The organism is Parabacteroides timonensis (assembly GCF_900128505.1).
Lineage (GTDB): Bacteria > Bacteroidota > Bacteroidia > Bacteroidales > Tannerellaceae > Parabacteroides > Parabacteroides timonensis.
This window is the reverse complement of sequence record NZ_LT669941.1, coordinates 2,601,354-2,619,494: the sequence shown is the minus strand read 5'-3', so window position 1 is coordinate 2,619,494 and position 18,141 is coordinate 2,601,354. Positions and strand designations below refer to the sequence as shown.

Annotated in this window: 15 protein-coding genes and 2 tRNA genes; 9 read left to right on the top strand and 8 right to left on the bottom strand. The window is 40.5% G+C overall.

Annotation, left to right across the window (positions count from 1 at the left end; genetic code table 11):
- Positions 1-28 precede the first annotated feature (28 nt).
- From BQ7394_RS18105 to BQ7394_RS18090, 4 genes are all read right to left on the bottom strand, one after another.
- Positions 29-101, bottom strand: a tRNA-Gly gene (locus BQ7394_RS18105).
- 26 nt (positions 102-127) lie between these two features.
- Positions 128-210: transfer RNA gene (locus BQ7394_RS18100), tRNA-Tyr, on the bottom strand.
- 55 nt (positions 211-265) lie between these two features.
- Positions 266-748 carry a 6,7-dimethyl-8-ribityllumazine synthase gene (ribH, locus tag BQ7394_RS18095; RefSeq protein WP_028726985.1) on the bottom strand — a complete coding sequence of 161 codons (483 nt, stop codon included), beginning with the start codon at positions 746-748 and terminating at the stop codon, positions 266-268.
- A 79-nt stretch (positions 749-827) separates the two neighbouring features.
- On the bottom strand, positions 828-1,511 hold the full coding sequence (locus tag BQ7394_RS18090; protein WP_075558700.1) for a tetratricopeptide repeat protein: 684 nt from the start codon (positions 1,509-1,511) through the stop codon (positions 828-830).
- Positions 1,512-1,647: 136 nt separating this feature from the next.
- Between BQ7394_RS18090 and recF the strand changes: the two genes are divergently transcribed.
- Both recF and BQ7394_RS18080 read left to right on the top strand, forming a co-directional pair.
- Positions 1,648-2,751 (top strand): DNA replication/repair protein RecF, encoded by a 1,104-nt coding sequence (recF, locus tag BQ7394_RS18085; protein ID WP_075560111.1) that lies wholly within the window; start codon positions 1,648-1,650, stop codon positions 2,749-2,751.
- A complete protein-coding gene (locus tag BQ7394_RS18080; RefSeq protein WP_075558699.1) occupies positions 2,748-3,041 on the top strand; it encodes a DciA family protein in 294 nt (97 codons plus the stop codon). Before recF ends, BQ7394_RS18080 begins: the two co-directional genes overlap by 4 nt.
- Here the strand turns inward: BQ7394_RS18080 and BQ7394_RS18075 are convergent.
- The 4 genes from BQ7394_RS18075 to BQ7394_RS18060 all read right to left on the bottom strand — a co-directional run bounded on the left by BQ7394_RS18075 (position 3,031) and on the right by BQ7394_RS18060 (position 7,837).
- Entirely contained in the window at positions 3,031-3,516 is a 486-nt protein-coding gene (locus tag BQ7394_RS18075; RefSeq protein ID WP_235848841.1) for a 5-formyltetrahydrofolate cyclo-ligase, read from the bottom strand. The genes BQ7394_RS18080 and BQ7394_RS18075 overlap by 11 nt on opposite strands.
- Positions 3,509-5,230: a S41 family peptidase gene (locus BQ7394_RS18070; protein ID WP_075558697.1), complete on the bottom strand. Its 1,722-nt coding sequence runs from the start codon at positions 5,228-5,230 to the stop codon at positions 3,509-3,511. Before BQ7394_RS18070 ends, BQ7394_RS18075 begins: the two co-directional genes overlap by 8 nt.
- Before the next feature lie 12 nt (positions 5,231-5,242).
- Positions 5,243-5,677 (bottom strand): dCMP deaminase family protein, encoded by a 435-nt coding sequence (locus BQ7394_RS18065; protein ID WP_075558696.1) that lies wholly within the window; start codon positions 5,675-5,677, stop codon positions 5,243-5,245.
- Positions 5,678-5,761: 84 nt separating this feature from the next.
- Positions 5,762-7,837 (bottom strand): M3 family metallopeptidase, encoded by a 2,076-nt coding sequence (locus BQ7394_RS18060; RefSeq protein WP_075558695.1) that lies wholly within the window; start codon positions 7,835-7,837, stop codon positions 5,762-5,764.
- Between the two features lie 530 nt (positions 7,838-8,367).
- Between BQ7394_RS18060 and BQ7394_RS18055 the strand changes: the two genes are divergently transcribed.
- The 7 genes from BQ7394_RS18055 (at position 8,368) to BQ7394_RS26305 (ending at position 18,140) form a co-directional block, all read left to right on the top strand.
- A complete protein-coding gene (locus BQ7394_RS18055) occupies positions 8,368-10,302 on the top strand; it encodes a glycogen debranching enzyme N-terminal domain-containing protein (RefSeq protein ID WP_075558694.1) in 1,935 nt (644 codons plus the stop codon).
- A 12-nt stretch (positions 10,303-10,314) separates the two neighbouring features.
- On the top strand, positions 10,315-11,577 hold the full coding sequence (locus tag BQ7394_RS18050) for a glycosyltransferase (RefSeq protein ID WP_075558693.1): 1,263 nt from the start codon (positions 10,315-10,317) through the stop codon (positions 11,575-11,577).
- 30 nt (positions 11,578-11,607) lie between these two features.
- Positions 11,608-12,912, top strand: a complete 1,305-nt coding sequence (locus BQ7394_RS18045; RefSeq protein WP_075558692.1) for a glycoside hydrolase family 57 protein — start codon at positions 11,608-11,610, stop codon at positions 12,910-12,912.
- Positions 12,913-13,085: 173 nt separating this feature from the next.
- Positions 13,086-13,646 carry an RNA polymerase sigma-70 factor gene (locus BQ7394_RS18040; RefSeq protein ID WP_235848773.1) on the top strand — a complete coding sequence of 187 codons (561 nt, stop codon included), beginning with the start codon at positions 13,086-13,088 and terminating at the stop codon, positions 13,644-13,646.
- Positions 13,647-13,703: 57 nt separating this feature from the next.
- On the top strand, positions 13,704-14,714 hold the full coding sequence (locus BQ7394_RS18035; RefSeq protein WP_075558691.1) for a FecR family protein: 1,011 nt from the start codon (positions 13,704-13,706) through the stop codon (positions 14,712-14,714).
- Between the two features lie 111 nt (positions 14,715-14,825).
- Complete coding sequence (locus tag BQ7394_RS26310) at positions 14,826-16,247, top strand: carboxypeptidase-like regulatory domain-containing protein (protein ID WP_235848772.1); 1,422 nt, start codon at positions 14,826-14,828, stop codon at positions 16,245-16,247.
- 36 nt (positions 16,248-16,283) lie between these two features.
- Positions 16,284-18,140, top strand: coding sequence for a SusC/RagA family TonB-linked outer membrane protein (locus tag BQ7394_RS26305; RefSeq protein WP_262497547.1), 1,857 nt, complete (start codon positions 16,284-16,286; stop codon positions 18,138-18,140).
- The last annotated feature ends 1 nt before the right edge of the window (position 18,141 follow it).

Below are 18,141 nucleotides of genomic sequence, written 5' to 3'. Positions count from 1 at the left end.
ATAACCTTTCGATTATCCTTTTCTTGAGAGCGGAAGACGGGGCTCAAACCCGCGACCCTCAGCTTGGAAGGCTAATGCTCTATCAACTGAGCTACTTCCGCAATTTTAATTGCTTTTGAAAAGTTAGTGGGCAGTGATGGATTCGAACCACCGAAGTCGAAAGACAGCTGAGTTACAGTCAGCCCCATTTGGCCACTCTGGTAACTGCCCCTATTATTTTCAATTGCGATGCAAAGGTACGATTATTTTTGAAACTTGCAAGCGTTTACTCAGAAAAATGTATCATTTTTAGTGCAGTCACTGCGGCTTCATCCCCTTTATTTCCGTACTTACCACCTGCACGATCCTCCGATTGCTGCATGTTGTCGGTAGTTAACAATCCGAAAATGAATGGAATATCGTACATTAGATTCAGCTCGGTGATACCTTGTGTGACACCTGAACAAACGTAATCAAAATGTGGAGTATCACCTCTTACGACGCATCCTAAAACGATAACAGCATTCACATCTTTTGTTTCCGCCATACGTTTTGCACCGAAAGTCAGTTCGAAGCTACCCGGAACACGTTTTACGTATATGTTTTCCGGTTTGACACCATGTTTTTCCAGTGTGTTGCATGCACCTTCCAGCAATTTTTCTGTGATGTGCTTGTTCCACTCTGCAACTACAATTCCGAAGGTCATTTCTGAACCATCCGGTACGCTGTTGAAGTCGTAGTCTGATAAGTTTTGATAAGCTGTAGCCATAACTTTGTATTTAAAAAATAAAAGGATGCCTTTTTTGATGAGACATCCTCTTGTTATTGTTTATATCGTACGATTCATATTATTTAGCAGCAGAAGCACGGGCGATATATTTATCGATGTCGGCTGCTTCCATTGAATTGAAATATTTTTCTTTAATCGTAGTGTATGCTTTAACAGCATCGCTATATTGTTTTTGGTTTTCGTAAGCGATACCGGCTTTTTTCAGGTAAACTGGACTGATAACTTCGTTGTCTGCTTTTTTAGCAGCTTTTTCGAAATAGCTGATGCCCTCTTTGATGTTACCCATGTTTACATAACAGTCGCCGATCAGACCGATGATAGCCGGAGAAATCATGTTGTCGTCTCCGCTGAATGATTTCAGTTTGTCAAGGGCCTTTTCTGTGTCACCCATCTTAAAATAACAGATACCTGCATAAGCTTTAGCCAGGTTTCCGGAAGCAGTACTTCCATATTGGTCGATGATACCTTCGAAACCTTCATAGTCTGCACCATTACCGTTCAATGCCAACGCGAAAGAATCTTTAGCAAAATATTGTTCTCCTTTAAATATAGCAGCGGCTGCTTTCTTTTGCTGAGGAATCATGTAACCGTGTTTAATTCCCAAAACAGCTCCAACAACGAGTGCGATAGCTATAATTCCGTAAATGATCTTTTTTGAATTGTTTTCAATAAACTGCTCCGACTTCGAAACAATTTCTTCTACTTCTAACTCCGTGTTGGTGTTTTTTTCCTTAGTAGCCATAATGTGTTATAGTTATTTATTATTTTATCCTGATTTTATGCCAATGGCAATTCAAAGCGCAAAAGTAGTTTTTTTTACTGATATAATCTATACTTAGAAGTATATTTTTTAATTTTGTACGATTAATATGGTACAGATGATACTCAAAAAGCTTTCTATTCTTAATTATAAAAATATTCTTCAGTCGGAAGTTGCCTTTTCACCCAAAATGAATTGTTTCTTTGGAAATAACGGAATGGGAAAGACAAACCTGCTGGATGTTATCCATTATCTTTCGTTTTGCAAGAGTCATGTAAATACTCCTGATAGTCAGATAATAAACAATGATCAGGATATGTGCGTGATTCAAGGTGAATATGATTATGAAGGAAGGGGGGAGGAGATTTTCTGTGCGATCCGCCGTCGCCAGCGGAAACAGTTCAAACGGAATAAGAAAGAATACGATAAGTTGTCGGAGCATATCGGCTTGTTGCCTTTGGTGATGGTTTCACCTGCCGATTCGGATCTGATCCAGGGAGGTAGTGACGAACGCCGCCGTTTTCTGGACCTGATCATTTCGCAACAGGATAAACAGTATTTACATGCATTGATCCAATACAATAAAGCCTTGCTCCAACGGAATATGCTCCTGAAGAATCAAAGCATGGATGCCTCGCTTTATGAAGTACTCGAGATGCAATTGGGTATGTATGGACGGATGGTTTTCGAAAAACGCCAGTTATTGGTAGAAAGCTTTATCCCGATCTTCAATGAATATTATCAAACGATTTGCCGTTCTTCGGAAGTGGTTGGTTTGCGTTATATCTCTCAACTGGCCGAGAAAGACTTGCCAGAGCTATTGGCAGCCAACAGGGAACGTGATCGTATTTTAGGATATACATCCAATGGTATCCATAAAGATGAACTGGAAATGACATTGAACGAGCATTTGATTCGCCGCGTCGGTTCACAGGGGCAGAATAAAACTTATCTGATAGCCTTGAAGCTTGCCCAGTTTGCTTTTTTAGCTCAAAAAGGACAGACTACTCCGATCTTACTTCTGGATGATATTTTCGATAAACTGGATGCTGCACGTGTGGCAGAGATTATCAAGTTGGTGGGCAACGACAGCTTCGGTCAGATATTTATTACCGATACTAACCGGAAATATCTGGATGAAATCTTGTTAGCGATGAATCACGATTATGCTTTGTTCAGGGTTGAGCAAGGGGAAGTACAACCGATGGAGGATCCGGAATGAAACGACGTAATGCACAGACAATCGGTGAAGTCTTGAGAGATTTCTTCGAAGATAATACGGAACTTTACGAAAATATACTGGAGATTCGTGTTCAGCGTGCCTGGAAAGAAGTATTAGGTCCCATGGTTATGCAATATACGCGTAATATATATGTACGCGATCGTATATTATATGTATCGCTTACTTCTTCAGTACTGCGGAGCGAATTGACTTTATGTCGCGAACGGTTGGTGAAGAGCTTGAATGAGTATGCCGGAGCGACAGTTATTCAGGACATTGTTATCCGGTAATGATCTCTTTCTCTGTGATGACCATATCCATTTTCTTGTCGAAAGATTCGACCGGAATAGATTCCTGCATTTGAAAATCGAAACAAATGCCGATTTTAGGCGCTTGTATGGTCGATAATAGTCGGTCGTAATATCCTTTTCCACGTCCCATGCGATTCAGTTGACGGTCGAAAGCCACGCCCGGTACAATGATCAGGTCTACATCCGATTCTGTAACTGTTGTCTCCATATCTATGGGTTCCGGAATGCCGAAGACTCCGGGTCTCAGGCTATCTTTGCCTTTATAAGGCAAAAGACGTAGGTCGTCGCCGACTATCAGCGGAAGAAGAATTAGCTTTTTCTCGAACCATTTTTCAAGAAAAGCCGCCGTCTGGACTTCTCCGGGAATGGAGTAGTATAAAGCAGTGCAAGAAGCTTGCCGGAAGAGTTCAGTCTCTTCCAGCCGCTTCAATATCTTTTCTGATAAGTCAAGCAATATAGTCTTCTCGTACGATTTCTTTAGCGAGGCTATATCTTTTCGAAGCTGTTGCTTGGCTATCTGCAATTCCTTTGTCTGCATTCTCTTTGTCTATTGTAGGAACAGATTTTCCTTCATTTATAATCTGGATGGCACGTAATAAGGTAGGGTCGTCTTTCAGGAAGATTGGATAGAATCCGGCTTCGTCAAAGAAGTTCCGCACAATATATGCCTGCAGTTGGTTTTCGATCAGCTTACCTGATATGTTGATCAGGGTTGGACGTTTCTTAATACCTTTGGATGCAGCAAAGTTTGTGAAGTCGTAAAGCAGAGGTTGCGACTGCAGGTATTTATACAGATCCTGATAAGTAGTGAAAGAAGATAACTTTTCACGGTTCTTATCTGAATATTCGAGTGCATACAGGTAAAGTGTTCCACTGTTTACAATACTTGTAAAGTAAGTAGTGATGCCACTGGTGTCACGCGGAATGAAGATATCCGGCATAATGCCACCGCCTCCGTATACGGTTCTACCTATCATCGTATGGTATTTTTCCGTATGTGTATTTTTGATACTGTCTGCAGAGTCGAATTCACCATGGATGAAACGGTTATAGAGATCCTGATCATAATCGGCAGAGTCGCCCATCTTATAATCTTTCTGGATGCTTCGTCCCGAAGGTGTATAATAACGGGCAATTGTCAAGCGAATTTCCGAACCGTCACTTAGCTTGATCGGCGATTGAACTAATCCTTTACCATAGGTACGGCGGCCGACAATCAGTCCGCGGTCGTTATCCTGGATGGCACCTGAGAAGATTTCGCTGGCAGAAGCCGAGAATTCGTCTGTCAGAACAACAATCGGAGCTTCCTTACAGGTTCCGGTTCCGTTTGTATAGACATCGTTACGAGGGAAAGCTTTCCCTTCGGTGTAAACGATCAGTCTTCCTTCAGGCATAAACTCGTTGACCATATTGATCGCAGCATCCATATACCCACCTGTATTTCCACGCAGGTCGATGACGAATGCATTACATCCTGCTTCTTTCAATTTGGCGATTGCAGTGATAAATTCGTTATATGTAGTTCGTCCGAATTTGCTGACTTTTATATATCCCACTCCTTTGCTGACTTCGTAAGATACATCGACAGAGTTGACCGGAACATCGCCACGTGTCACGTCGAAATAAAGTAGGTCGGGGGTGTCGCCACGTTTTACTCCCAGCTTCACGGTACTGTTCTTTGCCCCACGTAATGTACGCATAATTTTTGCCTGGCTGGTACTATTGCCGGAATAGATCGAGTCGTTTATCGTAATGATACGGTCGAATGGAAGAAGTCCTGCTTTTTCAGCCGGTCCTCCGGTTATCACACTGATCACAAGGATCGTGTCAGTCTGCATATTGAAGGACACACCGATACCGCTGAACGAACCTTCCAGGTCTTCGTTCACGATGGATGCATCTTCGGCAGAGATATAAACGGAGTGAGGGTCCAATTCGCTGAATATTTTCGGGATGGTTCCTTCCACCAACTTGCCCATATTGACGGTATCGACATATTGTTCGTCGATAATATCGAGTATGGCATTTATCTTATTGCCGCTGGAAAACATCCGGCGTTTGCCGTTTTGTGTAAGAGAAAGATAATGGTTCCCGATAAAGATACCGAGAGCAATACTTGCTGCAATAATAACAGGCAACCAGATGGTCAGCCTTCTGTTCTTGTCCATAAAAACGTATATTTATTCGTTTATATCAATGTATTCTATATTAATGCCGGCTCGCTGTAATAAATTACATCCGTCTTCCATCCGGTATTTTTCAGAATATACAACGCGTCTGATACCTGATTGGATGATCAGCTTGGCACACTCTATGCAAGGGGCTGAAGTTACGTAAATCGTAGCTCCCTTACTACTGTTCGAAGATGCTGCAACCTTTGTTATCGCATTCGCCTCGGCATGTAATACGTAGGGTTTGGTTACGTTGTTTTCATCTTCACAGATATTTTCAAAACCGGCAGGTGTACCGTTGTATCCATCGGAAATGATCATCTGGTCTTTAACTATCAGTGCTCCGACCTGACGTCGTTTACAATACGAATTTTCAGCCCAGACTGCGGCCATCCGCAAGTAACGTTTATCTAATTCATATTGCTTCTCTGTTTTTTCGCACATTGTTTACCTGATTTATCCTTGTTTATTTAGCCAGCAAAGGTAAATATAATTGATTTAACTATGGTATGTTTAGCTATTTTTATATCAAATGCTATTTCCTTTCGGTTCAGCCTGTTTGATACCGTTTCTTATAAGCAGAGCGTCTATTGTAGGCTCCTGTCCGCGGAAGCGTTTGTACAATACGGCTGGGTCTTCTGTTCCTCCCTTTGATAGGATGTTTTCGCGGAATGAACGGGCTACTTCCTGATTGAATATTCCGTTTGTTTTGAAAACCGAAAAAGCGTCGGCATCCAGCACTTCCGCCCATTTATATCCATAATATCCGGCAGAGTAACCTCCGGAGAAGATATGTCCGAAACTGCTACTCATTAGTGTCCCGGGAACTTCCGGTACGATTACAGTTTGTTCCCAGGCCTGTTTCTCAAATGCAATGACATCCCCTTTGAACGGAGCGGTCTGTGTGTGCCAGGCCATATCGAGCATTCCGAAACTCAACTGACGACAACAGTAATAACCCGTATTGAAGTTGGAAGCATCTATCAATTTGCGAACAAATTCCTGTGGTATTTTTTCTCCTGTTTCATAGTGAACGGCTATCTGGTCCAGAAATTCTTTTTCAGTCAGCCAGTTTTCCATGATTTGAGAGGGCAGTTCTACAAAGTCGCGGTATACGTTTGTTCCGGAGAGGCTGGCGTATTTCCCTTTGGCGAACATTCCGTGCAGTGCGTGCCCGAATTCGTGAAGAAGCGTGTTTACTTCATCGAAAGTCAGTAAAGACGGTTTTGTTTCGGTTGGGCGCGTGAAATTCATTACTATAATGATTTGCGGACGGCTGTCGGTTTCATCGGCTTCGTGATACTGTTCTTTTATACTGTTCATCCAGGCGCCCGATTGTTTTCCGTCGCGCGGATGAAAATCGGTGTAAAGGATGGAAAGGAATTTTCCATCGGCATCATATACTTCGTAAGCATCTACTTCCGGATGATATACAGGGATCTCTTTATTCTCTTTGAATGTGATGCCATATAGTTGCGTGGCAAGTCCGAAAACTCCTTTTTTAACATTATCCAGTTTGAAATAAGGACGTGTCATTTCATCGTTCACATCGAAACGGATATCTTTTAGTTTCTCTGAATAATAGCTCCAGTCCCAGGGCATAACAGTGATATTTTCTTTTTCACTTCCCATCGCAAACCCCTGTACGGCATTGTATTCGTTGATCGCTACCGGTTTGTAGGCTTCTAATAATTGGTTTAGCAGATTGTAGACGGTTGCCGGGTTTTTAGCCATCGTATGCTTGAGTGAGTATTCCGCATAGGTGTTGTAACCCATCAATCGGGCAATCTCCAACCGGATGTTGACGATCTGACGGATAATTTCCTTGTTGTCGTATTCATCCCCTTTATTACCGACGCTCATATATTCCCTGTACATGGCTTCGCGTAAAGAACGGGAGGCTGCATAGCGCATGAACGGAATGTAGCTTGGAGCAGTCAGGTTGAACAACCAACCTTCTTTCCCCTTTTCTTTTGCACGGTGAGCCGCGGCTTCACGTATACTTTCGGGAAGACCGTCGAGATCTTTTTCGTCGGTTAGTAGTAACTCATACCTGTTTTTATCTTTCAGCGCATTCTGGTCGAACGTCAATGAGAGGATACTCAGGTCTGTACTTAGTTTACGATATTTTTCCTTGTCTTCCGGATTCAGGTTTGCTCCACGGATAGAGAATGATTCGAATGTCTCTTCCAATAATTTGGCATCTTCGGTAGAAAGATCGAGTCGGTCTTTTTGTTCATAAATGCTTTTTACCCGTGAAAATAGTTTTTCGTTCAGAAAGATATTGTTGGAGCTTTCCGATAATTTCGGAGATATCCTTTGTGAAATATCCATCATCTCGTCGTCGGCTTCTGCATTCAAAACATTGAAGAAGGCGGAACTGACTTTGTTCAATAATCTGCCGCTTCGTTCCAAAGCTACGATCGTGTTTTCGAATGTGGCAGGCTGTTTGTTCTCTGCGATAGCCTGTATTTCGTTGTCGAGTTGTTTGATCCCTTCGTCGAAAGCCGGTTCATAATGTTCGGTTTTTATTTCGCTGAAAGGCGGAGTCCCAAAAGGTGTATTGTATTTTAAGAAAAACGGATTATGAGTTGTTTGTGTCATATTTCTTGTACGTTATATATTAAATAATGAATGTTGTCGGAAGCAACCGATTTCTTTGCCAGCACAAAGATGGAAAAAAATACCTGTGTTGCCAAAGTAATTGCTTGTCGATAGTTATCAGCAGGCTTGTTGACAATTGTGAGCAAGCTTGTTCATAATTATCGACAGGCTTGCCCACAATTATCGACAACAAATATTGTTGGCAGAGAAATGACAATACATAACGATAATGCTATTAGTTCCCTGCGTCTATTTTATAACCTCCGGTAATCTGTTTTTGTTGCCTGTATTTCCAGATGTGTTAATAGATAGTTTTAAGTTTTTAACAACTGTTCATGTGTTTGACAACACATTCACGGAAGTCCTTAATTTTCTAAGGGATTATTTATCAATCATTTCGGAGTTGTAAAAAAACTCAGTTTCTAAATAAATATGAAAGCTGATTTGTTTTTTTAGTTTTTAAGTGATACTTTTGGTCAGTATATCGTATCATTTTCATTATATAAGCATAAACTTAAAACCAAATACATATGAGTTATCTTAAATTTGACAAGACAGTAATGATAAACCTGGAGGAATCGTTGACTCGAGAGGTGCTCCGAACCAATAGGACCGGGGCATATCATTGTACAACTGTTGTTGATTGTAATACGCGAAAATACCACGGATTGCTCGTTATGCCAGTCCCTGAGATAGACGATGACAATCATGTTTTACTATCATCTCTGGATGAAACTGTAATTCAGCATGGTGCAGAGTTTAACCTGGGCTTACATAAATACCAGGGGGATAATTACAGCCCCAAAGGACATAAATACATCCGCGAGTATAGTTCAGACACCGTTCCACGTACACTCTACCGGGTTGGTGGTGTTATTTTTTCGAAAGAGAAAGTATTCTCTCTGTATGAAAACCGGATCATGATCAAGTATACGCTTGAAGATGCTCATTCGGCAACAACACTCCGTTTTCGTCCTTTCCTTGCTTTCCGTAGTGTGAAATCGCTGACACAAGCAAATGGCAATGTGAACCAGTCTTACACAGAAGTTCCGAATGGTATAAAGACTTGCATGTATCACGGATATCCCGAACTATATATGCAGTTCAACAAAAAAGTGAAATTTGTATATGAACCTTATTGGTATAACGGAATAGAATATCCAAAAGAACAGGAAAGAGGCTATCCTTATAAAGAAGACTTGTATGTTCCCGGTTATTTTGAAATACCGATCAAGAAAGGTGAGTCGATCATATTCAGTGCCGGAGATGGTCCGGTGGCAACAACACGTTTGAAGAGTTTGTATGAAAACGAGGTAAATGCCCGTACACCGCGTACCAGCTTCTTTAACTGTTTGAAAAACTCTGCACAGCAATTTTATTTCCGTCCAAAAGAAGATGATGCCTATCTGCTGGCAGGTTATCCTTGGTTTAAAGTAAGAGCCCGCGATCTGTTTGTCGCACTTCCGGGATGTACATTGTCGATCGATGATCCGGTACGTTTCGAAAAGATCATGCATACCGCTATGCCCGCTGCAAGAGCTTATATGAATGAGAATAGACTGGATTCGGTAATCCGTGAGATTGATGAACCGGACGTGTTCTTATGGGCTATATGGGCCATCCAGCAGTATGCTAAAGATACAAGCCTGGAACGTACCAAAGAACTTTATGCCGGTTTTATAAATGAGATACTAGAGTTTATATCCAGTCAGAAACATCCGGATATGAAGGTGATGGATAATGGATTGGTATTCGCCAATGGCCGCGATAAAGCAATTACCTGGATGAACTCCACTATTAACGGTAAACCAGTTGTGCCCCGTTCCGGTTATATTGTAGAGTTTAATGCATTGTGGTATAACGCCCTCTGTTTTTATACGGAACTGATGGGAGGTACACCGATTGAAAAATATGACAAGTTGATCAAAGCAATGGATACATCATTCAAGGATACTTTTGTAAATGGTTACAATTATCTATTTGATTCTGTGAATGGTTCCATCGTTGACTGGAGTGTACGCCCCAATATGATCTTTGCCGTTTCATTGCCTTATTCTCCACTGACGCGAATACAGAAACGCAGTGTTGTCGATATCGTAACAAAAGAATTGCTAACACCTAAAGGGCTGCGTTCGCTCAGTCCGAAAAGTGAAGGCTATAAACCCTACTATGTTGGTCCGCAGTATGAACGTGACCTGGCTTATCATCAAGGTACTGCCTGGCCGTGGTTACTGGGAGCTTATCTGGAAGCCTATCTTCGCGTATTCGGCAAGAGCGGTGTCTCTTTTGCAGAACGTATGTTGATAAGTATGGAGGATGAAATGTCATTGCATTGTATTGGTACGATACCTGAATTGTTTGATGGTAATCCGCCGTTTACCGGACGCGGTGCTATTTCGTTTGCAATGAATGTAGCTGCTATGCTCCGGGTTGTGGATTTATTGAAGAAGTATAACGCCGAATAAAAAGAGTACCAGATGAAAGCATTGATGTTTGGATGGGAATTTCCTCCTCATATCCTGGGAGGATTAGGAACGGCTAGTTATGGCCTGACAAGAGGTATGGCTATGCAGCCGGATATGGATATAACCTTTTGTATTCCGAAACCCTGGGGGGATGAAGACCAGAGTTTTCTGAAAATTATAGGAGTTTGTAATGTCCCGATAGTATGGCGTGATGTAGACATGGAACATGTGAAAAATCGCTTGTCCAAGTTTATGGATCCTCAAAAGTATTACGAGTTTCGTGATCATATCTATGCCGATTTTACATATCGGAATGTGAATGATCTGGGGTGTATGGAGTTTTCCGGACGTTATCCGGATAATCTGCTGGAAGAGATCAATAACTATTCGATCGTCGCCGGTGTAATTGCCCGTACAGAACAATACGATGTGATTCATGCGCACGACTGGCTGACTTATCCTGCCGGTATCCATGCAAAGAACGTCAGTGGGAAGCCGCTGGTGATTCATGTGCATGCAACCGATTACGATAGAAGTCGTGGAAATGTAAACCCCGATGTTTACGCAATAGAAAAGAATGGTATGGATAATGCAGACCATATCATTACCGTTAGTAACCTGACGCGCCAGACGGTGATTGAAAAATATCACCAGGATCCGGCAAAAGTTACGACTGTGCATAATGCGGTAGAACCATTGAGCCCTGAGATTCTGGCAATTCCGGATAAAAAGGGTGTAAAAGATAAAGTAATCACCTTCTTGGGGCGTATCACGATGCAGAAAGGACCTGAATATTTCGTGGAAGCAGCCGCCAAGGTATTGGCAAAAGCTCCTAAGACACGCTTTGTGATGGCCGGTAGCGGTGATATGATGGATAAGATGATCCGTCTGGCTGCAGAACGTAATATTTCCGATCGTTTCCATTTTACTGGGTTTATGAAAGGAAAACAGGTATACGAAGTATTGAAGGCGAGTGATGTGTATGTGATGCCATCCGTTTCGGAGCCTTTCGGAATATCTCCGCTGGAAGCCATGCAGTGTGGTGTTCCTTCTATTATCTCTAAACAGTCCGGTTGTGCAGAAATCCTGGATTATGCTGTAAAAGTAGATTACTGGGACATTGAAGCCATGGCGGATGCTATGTATTCAATCATTTCCTATCCGGCTATGCACGAATTCTTGAAAGTGGAAGGAAAGAATGAGGTAGATAATATTAAGTGGGAATATGCCGGACAAAAAGTTCGCCGTATCTATGAACAAGTGATTAATAAATAACGACAAGACAAAAATTAAAACAACTATATTATGAAAACGATCTGCTTTTATTTTCAGATACATCAGCCATTCCGCCTGAAAAGATACCGTTTCTTCGATATCGGTAACGATCATTATTACTATGATGATTTTCAGAACGAAGAGATTATGCGTCGTATAGCCGAACGTTGTTATCTGCCTGCTAATAAGGCTATCCTGGAAATGATCAAAACGAGTGGAGGTAAATTTAAAGTGGCCTTCTCTATTTCCGGTCTTGCTTTGGAACAGATGGAAATTTATTCTCCAGAAGTGATTGATAGTTTTAAGGAACTGGCTGCTACTGGCAATGTTGAGTTCTTGGCTGAAACATATGCTCATTCTTTGGCTTCTTTAGGTGATAATACCGAGGAATTTGAAGATCAGGTTAAGAAGCATAAGGAAAAGATACATGATTTGTTTGGAGTTAAACCGAAGGTATTCCGTAATACGGAATTGATTTACTCGGATGATATTTCGGATGTAGTATATAAGATGGGCTTTAAAGGCATGTTGACAGAAGGTGCAAAACATATTCTGGGATGGAAGAGTCCGAACTATATGTATAGCTCCTGCGTTCAGCCTCAGTTGAAACTATTGCTTAAGAACGACCGTTTCAGCGAAGATTTGTCCTTACGTTTCAACAACTATAACTGGAATGAATATCCGTTGACAGCCGATAAATATATCTCATGGATCGCAGCAACACCGGATTCGGAACAGATCATCAATCTGTTTATGAATTATGAGGTATTAGGATCTTTGAATCCGGCTGAAACCGGCATCTTTGATTTCTTCAAAGCGTTGCCTCGCTTTGCTGCGGAGAAAGGAATCGGATTCTCTACACCATCGGAAGTGTTTGCTTTGTTGAAACCGGTCGATGCAATCTCTGTACCTTATCCTATGTCATGGGTTGACGAAGAGAAAGATTGTAGTTCCTGGTTAGGAAATGTCCTGCAGCAGGAAGCATTCCGCAAGATCAATAGTATCAGTGAACGTGTTCGCCTGGTAGAGGAACGTCGTATCAAACAGGATTGGAACTATCTGCAAAGTAGCGATCATTTCTTCTATATGAGTACTAAGCACGGTGGAAGCGGCTTTAGTCCGTATGATAATCCTTATGATGCATTTAATAACTATATGAATGTATTGTCAGACTTTATCGTTCGTGTAAATGGACAGTTCCCGGAAACAATCGAAAATGAGGAGCTTAACTCTTTGCTTACTACGATCAAGAATCAGGGAGAAGAAATAGAAGGTCTTCAGAAAGAACTTGAAAAATTTAAGAAGAAAGCAGCAAAGAAAAAGGTAGAAGAGTAATAGATATATATGATAAGAAGCGGGTAATTTGATAGATTATCCGCTTCTCCTGTTTTCTTTACTTCATTAGTTAAAATCTATATACCTGAATAATAACTAAATAACATTTCTTTATTTTGTGGGTCCCTGTATTATTATTTATTTTTTTGTATCATAAACGGAAATAAGTTTTTATGATGAAAAACGGCACAAATACGGAGGACGGATTGTTGTTGAAAGCACTGGGCCTGGGAGATATGAAGGCTTTCGATGTTATTTTTAACAAATATTTCCCGAAGATGAAGAGGTTTTTGTGTGGTTTTCTGGATAGTGAGGAAGAAGCTGAGGATTTGTCACAGGACATCTTTGTAAAACTCTGGCAGAACCGTACCGTTTTGAAAGATGTCGATAATCTTAATGCATATCTCTATCGTGTAGCTAAGAATACAGTATATAGTTATTTTGAGAGAACCTTAAAGATAGAAACTTCCATAGATTTATTATCTGATACACCAACAACAGAAAGTCTGGAGGAAATTTTATTTGCAAATGAACTGGAAGAATTAATAGATTTGACGGTCGAACAAATGCCGACTCAGAGGAAGGCCATATTTATCATGAGCCGAAAGGAAGGTGTTAAAAATCATGAGATTGCTGACCGTCTGAATATCAGTGTACGAACGGTAGAAACTCATATTTCAGCAGCCCTTAACGACATCCGTAAAGTATTATCGCTTCTTTTGTTATTTTTTTAGCGATCTGACTACGTGTATTTTTCATTTTTGTAGTCCTATATATAGAACCCAACAGAAATGAAACAGAATATCGCATATCAAATCCTCCGGAAGTTTAGGGATGGTACATTACCGCCCCGACATCATATTGATGTGAAACGCTGGTTTATCAGTGGTCATGAGGACACTGATAAGGAAACTGCTATGCTAGAAATTTGGAATGAGTCGAGTAGTGAAGTAGATGAGACGACCCTCCACTCCCTTACTTCCGTTCATCATAAAATAAAGAAGGGAGATAAAGATTTGTCTCAACGGTTCAGAGTGAATCGTTTATTGCGCTACGCTGCTATTTTAACGATACCGCTTATTACAGGGGTTCTGACTTTTTGGCTTTCCGGTAATTATTATATGAATATGGAAATGACGGAATGTTATGTTCCTAATGGTGAATTGCGCACAGTGGTTCTGTCTGACGGCTCTCAAGTGCAAATTAATTCAGGGACTGTACTGATTTATCCTGAGAAGTTCAGGGGTAGCAAACGAACGGTTTTTCTATCCGGTGAAGCCTGTTTTTCAGTCGCAAAGAATACAAAGAAACCGTTTATTGTTCGTACAGGTCCTTTAAATGTGGAGGTGTTGGGAACCCGCTTTGATATTGAGGCCTATCCGGGAAGTGGCTTTATTACGACGACACTGGAAGAAGGTTCTGTAAAAGTTTATCGGGAAGATATGCCTGAAAAATCAATCTTGATGAAACCTAATGAACAGATTGTTTATTATGCGGGGGTAGATAGCTTCGCGACCAATCATGTGTATGCTTCTGATTTCTCGATCTGGACACAGGGTGAATTACGCTTTCGTAATAAAACACTGAATGAGATATTGGCTACAATAGAACGACGTTATAATGTCAGGTTCCAAGTGGATGAAGGAATCGCCTGTACAGACTTATATACAATGAAATTTAAGTCTCATGAAACGATAGAAGATGCGTTGCATGTCTTTTCTCTGATTTTGGAGAATGTGTCTTATAAAAAGGAGGGACAAACTATCCGTCTTTATCCGAAGAGAAAGGAGGTGATGCCCTGAAAAAAAGATACCGGAAAGAGCTCCTAAACCACATTCCGGTATCCCAAATCACCCCGTGTTTACCAATTACAGAGTTAATTTACTAGATTTACTAATCTGATACACAAAAATATGAAAATAAATTATATACAACTCTTTTTTAGTACTACAAAAAAGAGTAGAATTTCATTATTATTACTTTTTCTTTTTATTGCAGGAGTAGTTGGAGCACAAAACCAACGAATTAGCTTACCATCGAACAAATTAAGTATTCAAAAGATTTTTCAAGAAGTGGAAACACAGACGAATTTGTCGGTCGATTATAATCAGACGCGGTTGGATGTTACTCAGCAAAAGACTTTCGAATCGTTGAATGGTACACTTTCTGAAATCCTGAATATTACTTTGAATCACACTGGTTTTGAATATACAATTGAAAAGGATCATATTATTATCCGAAAAGGCTTGTCCCAGCGAGAAGGTGATTCTGATAATCGGAATAAAGTCAAAGGTCTGGTTTTAGATAATACTGGAGAACCAATTGTTGGCGCTAACATAGTAATACAGGGAACAACAACCGGGACGATAACCGATATTGACGGAAAATTCGAAATTGAAGCCGGTAAAGGTACAGTTTTGGAGATTTCATATATTGGTTATATTACGCAAGAACTTTCAATAACCGGCCAAAAGGATCTGGCCATATCCTTGAAAGAGGATTCACAAGCTTTGGATGAAGTTGTGGTTGTAGGTTATGGAACAGCGAGAAGGAAAGACCTGTCTGGATCTGTTGTTCGTGCAGATTTGAATACGCTGAAGGAATCACCGAATGTAAGTCTTGGTTCTGCTTTGCAGGGAACAGTCCCCGGAATGAATGTCGGTGGGGTCGCTAAAGCCGGTTCCGACCCGGAGATGACTATTCGTGGACGCACATCTATTTCAGGTAGTAATAGTCCTTTGATTGTTTTGGACGGAATTATTTATAGAGGAAGCCTTGTGGATTTGAATATGAATGATGTCGAATCCATAGACATTCTTAAAGATGCCAGTTCTGCTGCTATTTATGGTTCGCAGGCAAGTAATGGGGTTTTACTCATTACGTCGAAAAGTGTTAAAGCAATGAGTAAACCGATAATTGAATATAGTGGCTCCTTCTCAATTCAGGAATCTTCTAATAAAAGCTTTAAGTTGAATGACAGAGAGGGGTATTTACAACAAATTGCAGACGTTAAAATTCCGGAAAGTAGAATAGGAAAAGATTTGTTGACTCCGAATCCTGACTGGGATGTCACGAAGTATTTTCAGGATAATCGCGAAACCGAAGGCTTCCTGAATGGACAAAATACGGATTGGTGGGATATTGGAACGAACAGTCTGCCTTATGTAAATATGCAGAACCTGAGTGTTAGGGGAAGAAGCGAATTGAGCAGTTATTTTCTTTCTATGGGATATACCGATCAGAAAAATCTGATGAAAGGGGATGCCTATAAGCGTTATAACGTTCGTATGAATTTGGATACTAAAATAACGAATTGGCTGAAAGTAGGAGCATAAACGTTTTTTACTTTCAGTGATTATTCCGGGGTAGATTTGTCCTATGATAAAATAAGAACGTTACCTCCGTTAAGTCCTCTTACCGATGAAAACGGGGAAGATCTGGTTTATGTATATAAAATGGAACTGAATCCCTTATTGGAACTTCAGCAAGATAATGAGGATAAGCGTTATAATTTCTGGGGAAATTTTTATGTGGATGTAGATGTTCCGTTTGTGAAGGGATTGAATTATCGTTTGAATTTCTCCCAGAATTTGATTAACACTAAGAAATATAATTTTAATCCCTGGGGAAATAATCTTACGGGTGTAGGTTCGAAAAAGAATGATAGCGAGTATAGTTGGACAGTAGATAATATTCTGACATACAAACATCGTTTTGACGATCATGATGTGAATGCAACCTTTGTTTATGGGGCTGAAAAAAGAGTATATGAAATAACAGAAGCTACCGGAAAAGATTTCAGTAATGATGTTTTGGGATTTAATAATTTAGGGGCTGCGGATGCTGCCTTGCAACAGATCAGTTCTTCTGCTTGGCAGGAAACAAGCTTGTATACGATGTTCCGTCTCGGATATACTTATAAGGATCGTTATCTTTTCACAGGGACAGTCAGAAGGGATGGTTTTTCTGGTTTCAGCAAATCCAACAAATTTGCAGTTTTTCCTTCGGCTGCAGCGGCCTGGCGCATCAGCGAGGAAGATTTCTTGAAAGAAAATGTAAATTGGGTTGATGATTTGAAATTGCGTTTCTCTTATGGTGTAAACGGAAACAGAACGATATCCCGTTATCAAACAATGGCAACTATGGAGTTTAATAATTCCTATTTGTATGGCGATGGGGCACCGGCTGAGAAGGGGTCTTACCTGAAAACGATGGCAAATGATAATCTGAAATGGGAGACAACGAAGACATTTAATGTTGGGGTGGATTATTCTTTGTTAGATAATCGGATATTCGGTTCATTGGAATTTTATAAATCGAAAACAGAAGATTTGCTTTATAATATAAGTATTCCTCAAATGAATAACAACATTAGTTCGATTGCGACTAATATTGGTGCGTTATCCAATTGGGGTACGGAAATGTCTGTTACGGGAAGACCTGTTATTACCAAAGATTTTAGTTGGGATATTACTTTCAACTTCTCACTGAACAGAAATAAGGTGAAGAGTATTCTAGGTATCGATGCTGATGGTGACGGGAAGGAAGACGATATGATTTCCAGCAAAATCTTCATGAATAAACCTTATGGAGTATGTTATGACTTTAATGTTATTGGTATGTGGCAGGTTGACGATTATAATGCAGGTATTATTCCGAATGGGTTTATGTACGGAACTTACAAGGTCGAAGATATCGATAATGATGGTTCTATTACTACGGCGAAAGACCGTAAGATATTGGGTTACTCCGATCCGTCTTATCGTTTCAGTATCCAGAATTCGTTTCGCTATAAGGATTTTGAATTGAAAGTATTTATAAATTCTATTCAGGGAGGAAAGAATTATTATTTGGCAAACTCTGGAGAGTCTATCCCCGAACCGGATACGGCTTATCAAACTAATATGTATAGTTTTGACTATTGGACACCTGAAAACCCAGATGCTAAGTATAGGCAATTGGGATATTTTTCTCCAGCTTTGGGTATTCCGTTCCATCCGTATACGCAACGTAGTTTTGTCCGATTACAGGATGTAACTTTATCTTACCGGGTTCCGGCAACACTGTTGAAGAAGGTAAATGTAAATAACTGTAAGGTTTTTGCCAGTGGAAAAAACTTATGTACATGGACAAAATGGGATGGAATGGATCCTGAATTGGGTATTGGAATTCAAGGAGGATATCCTTTGTTGAGAAGTTATTCTATTGGTGTTAATTTTGACTTTTAAA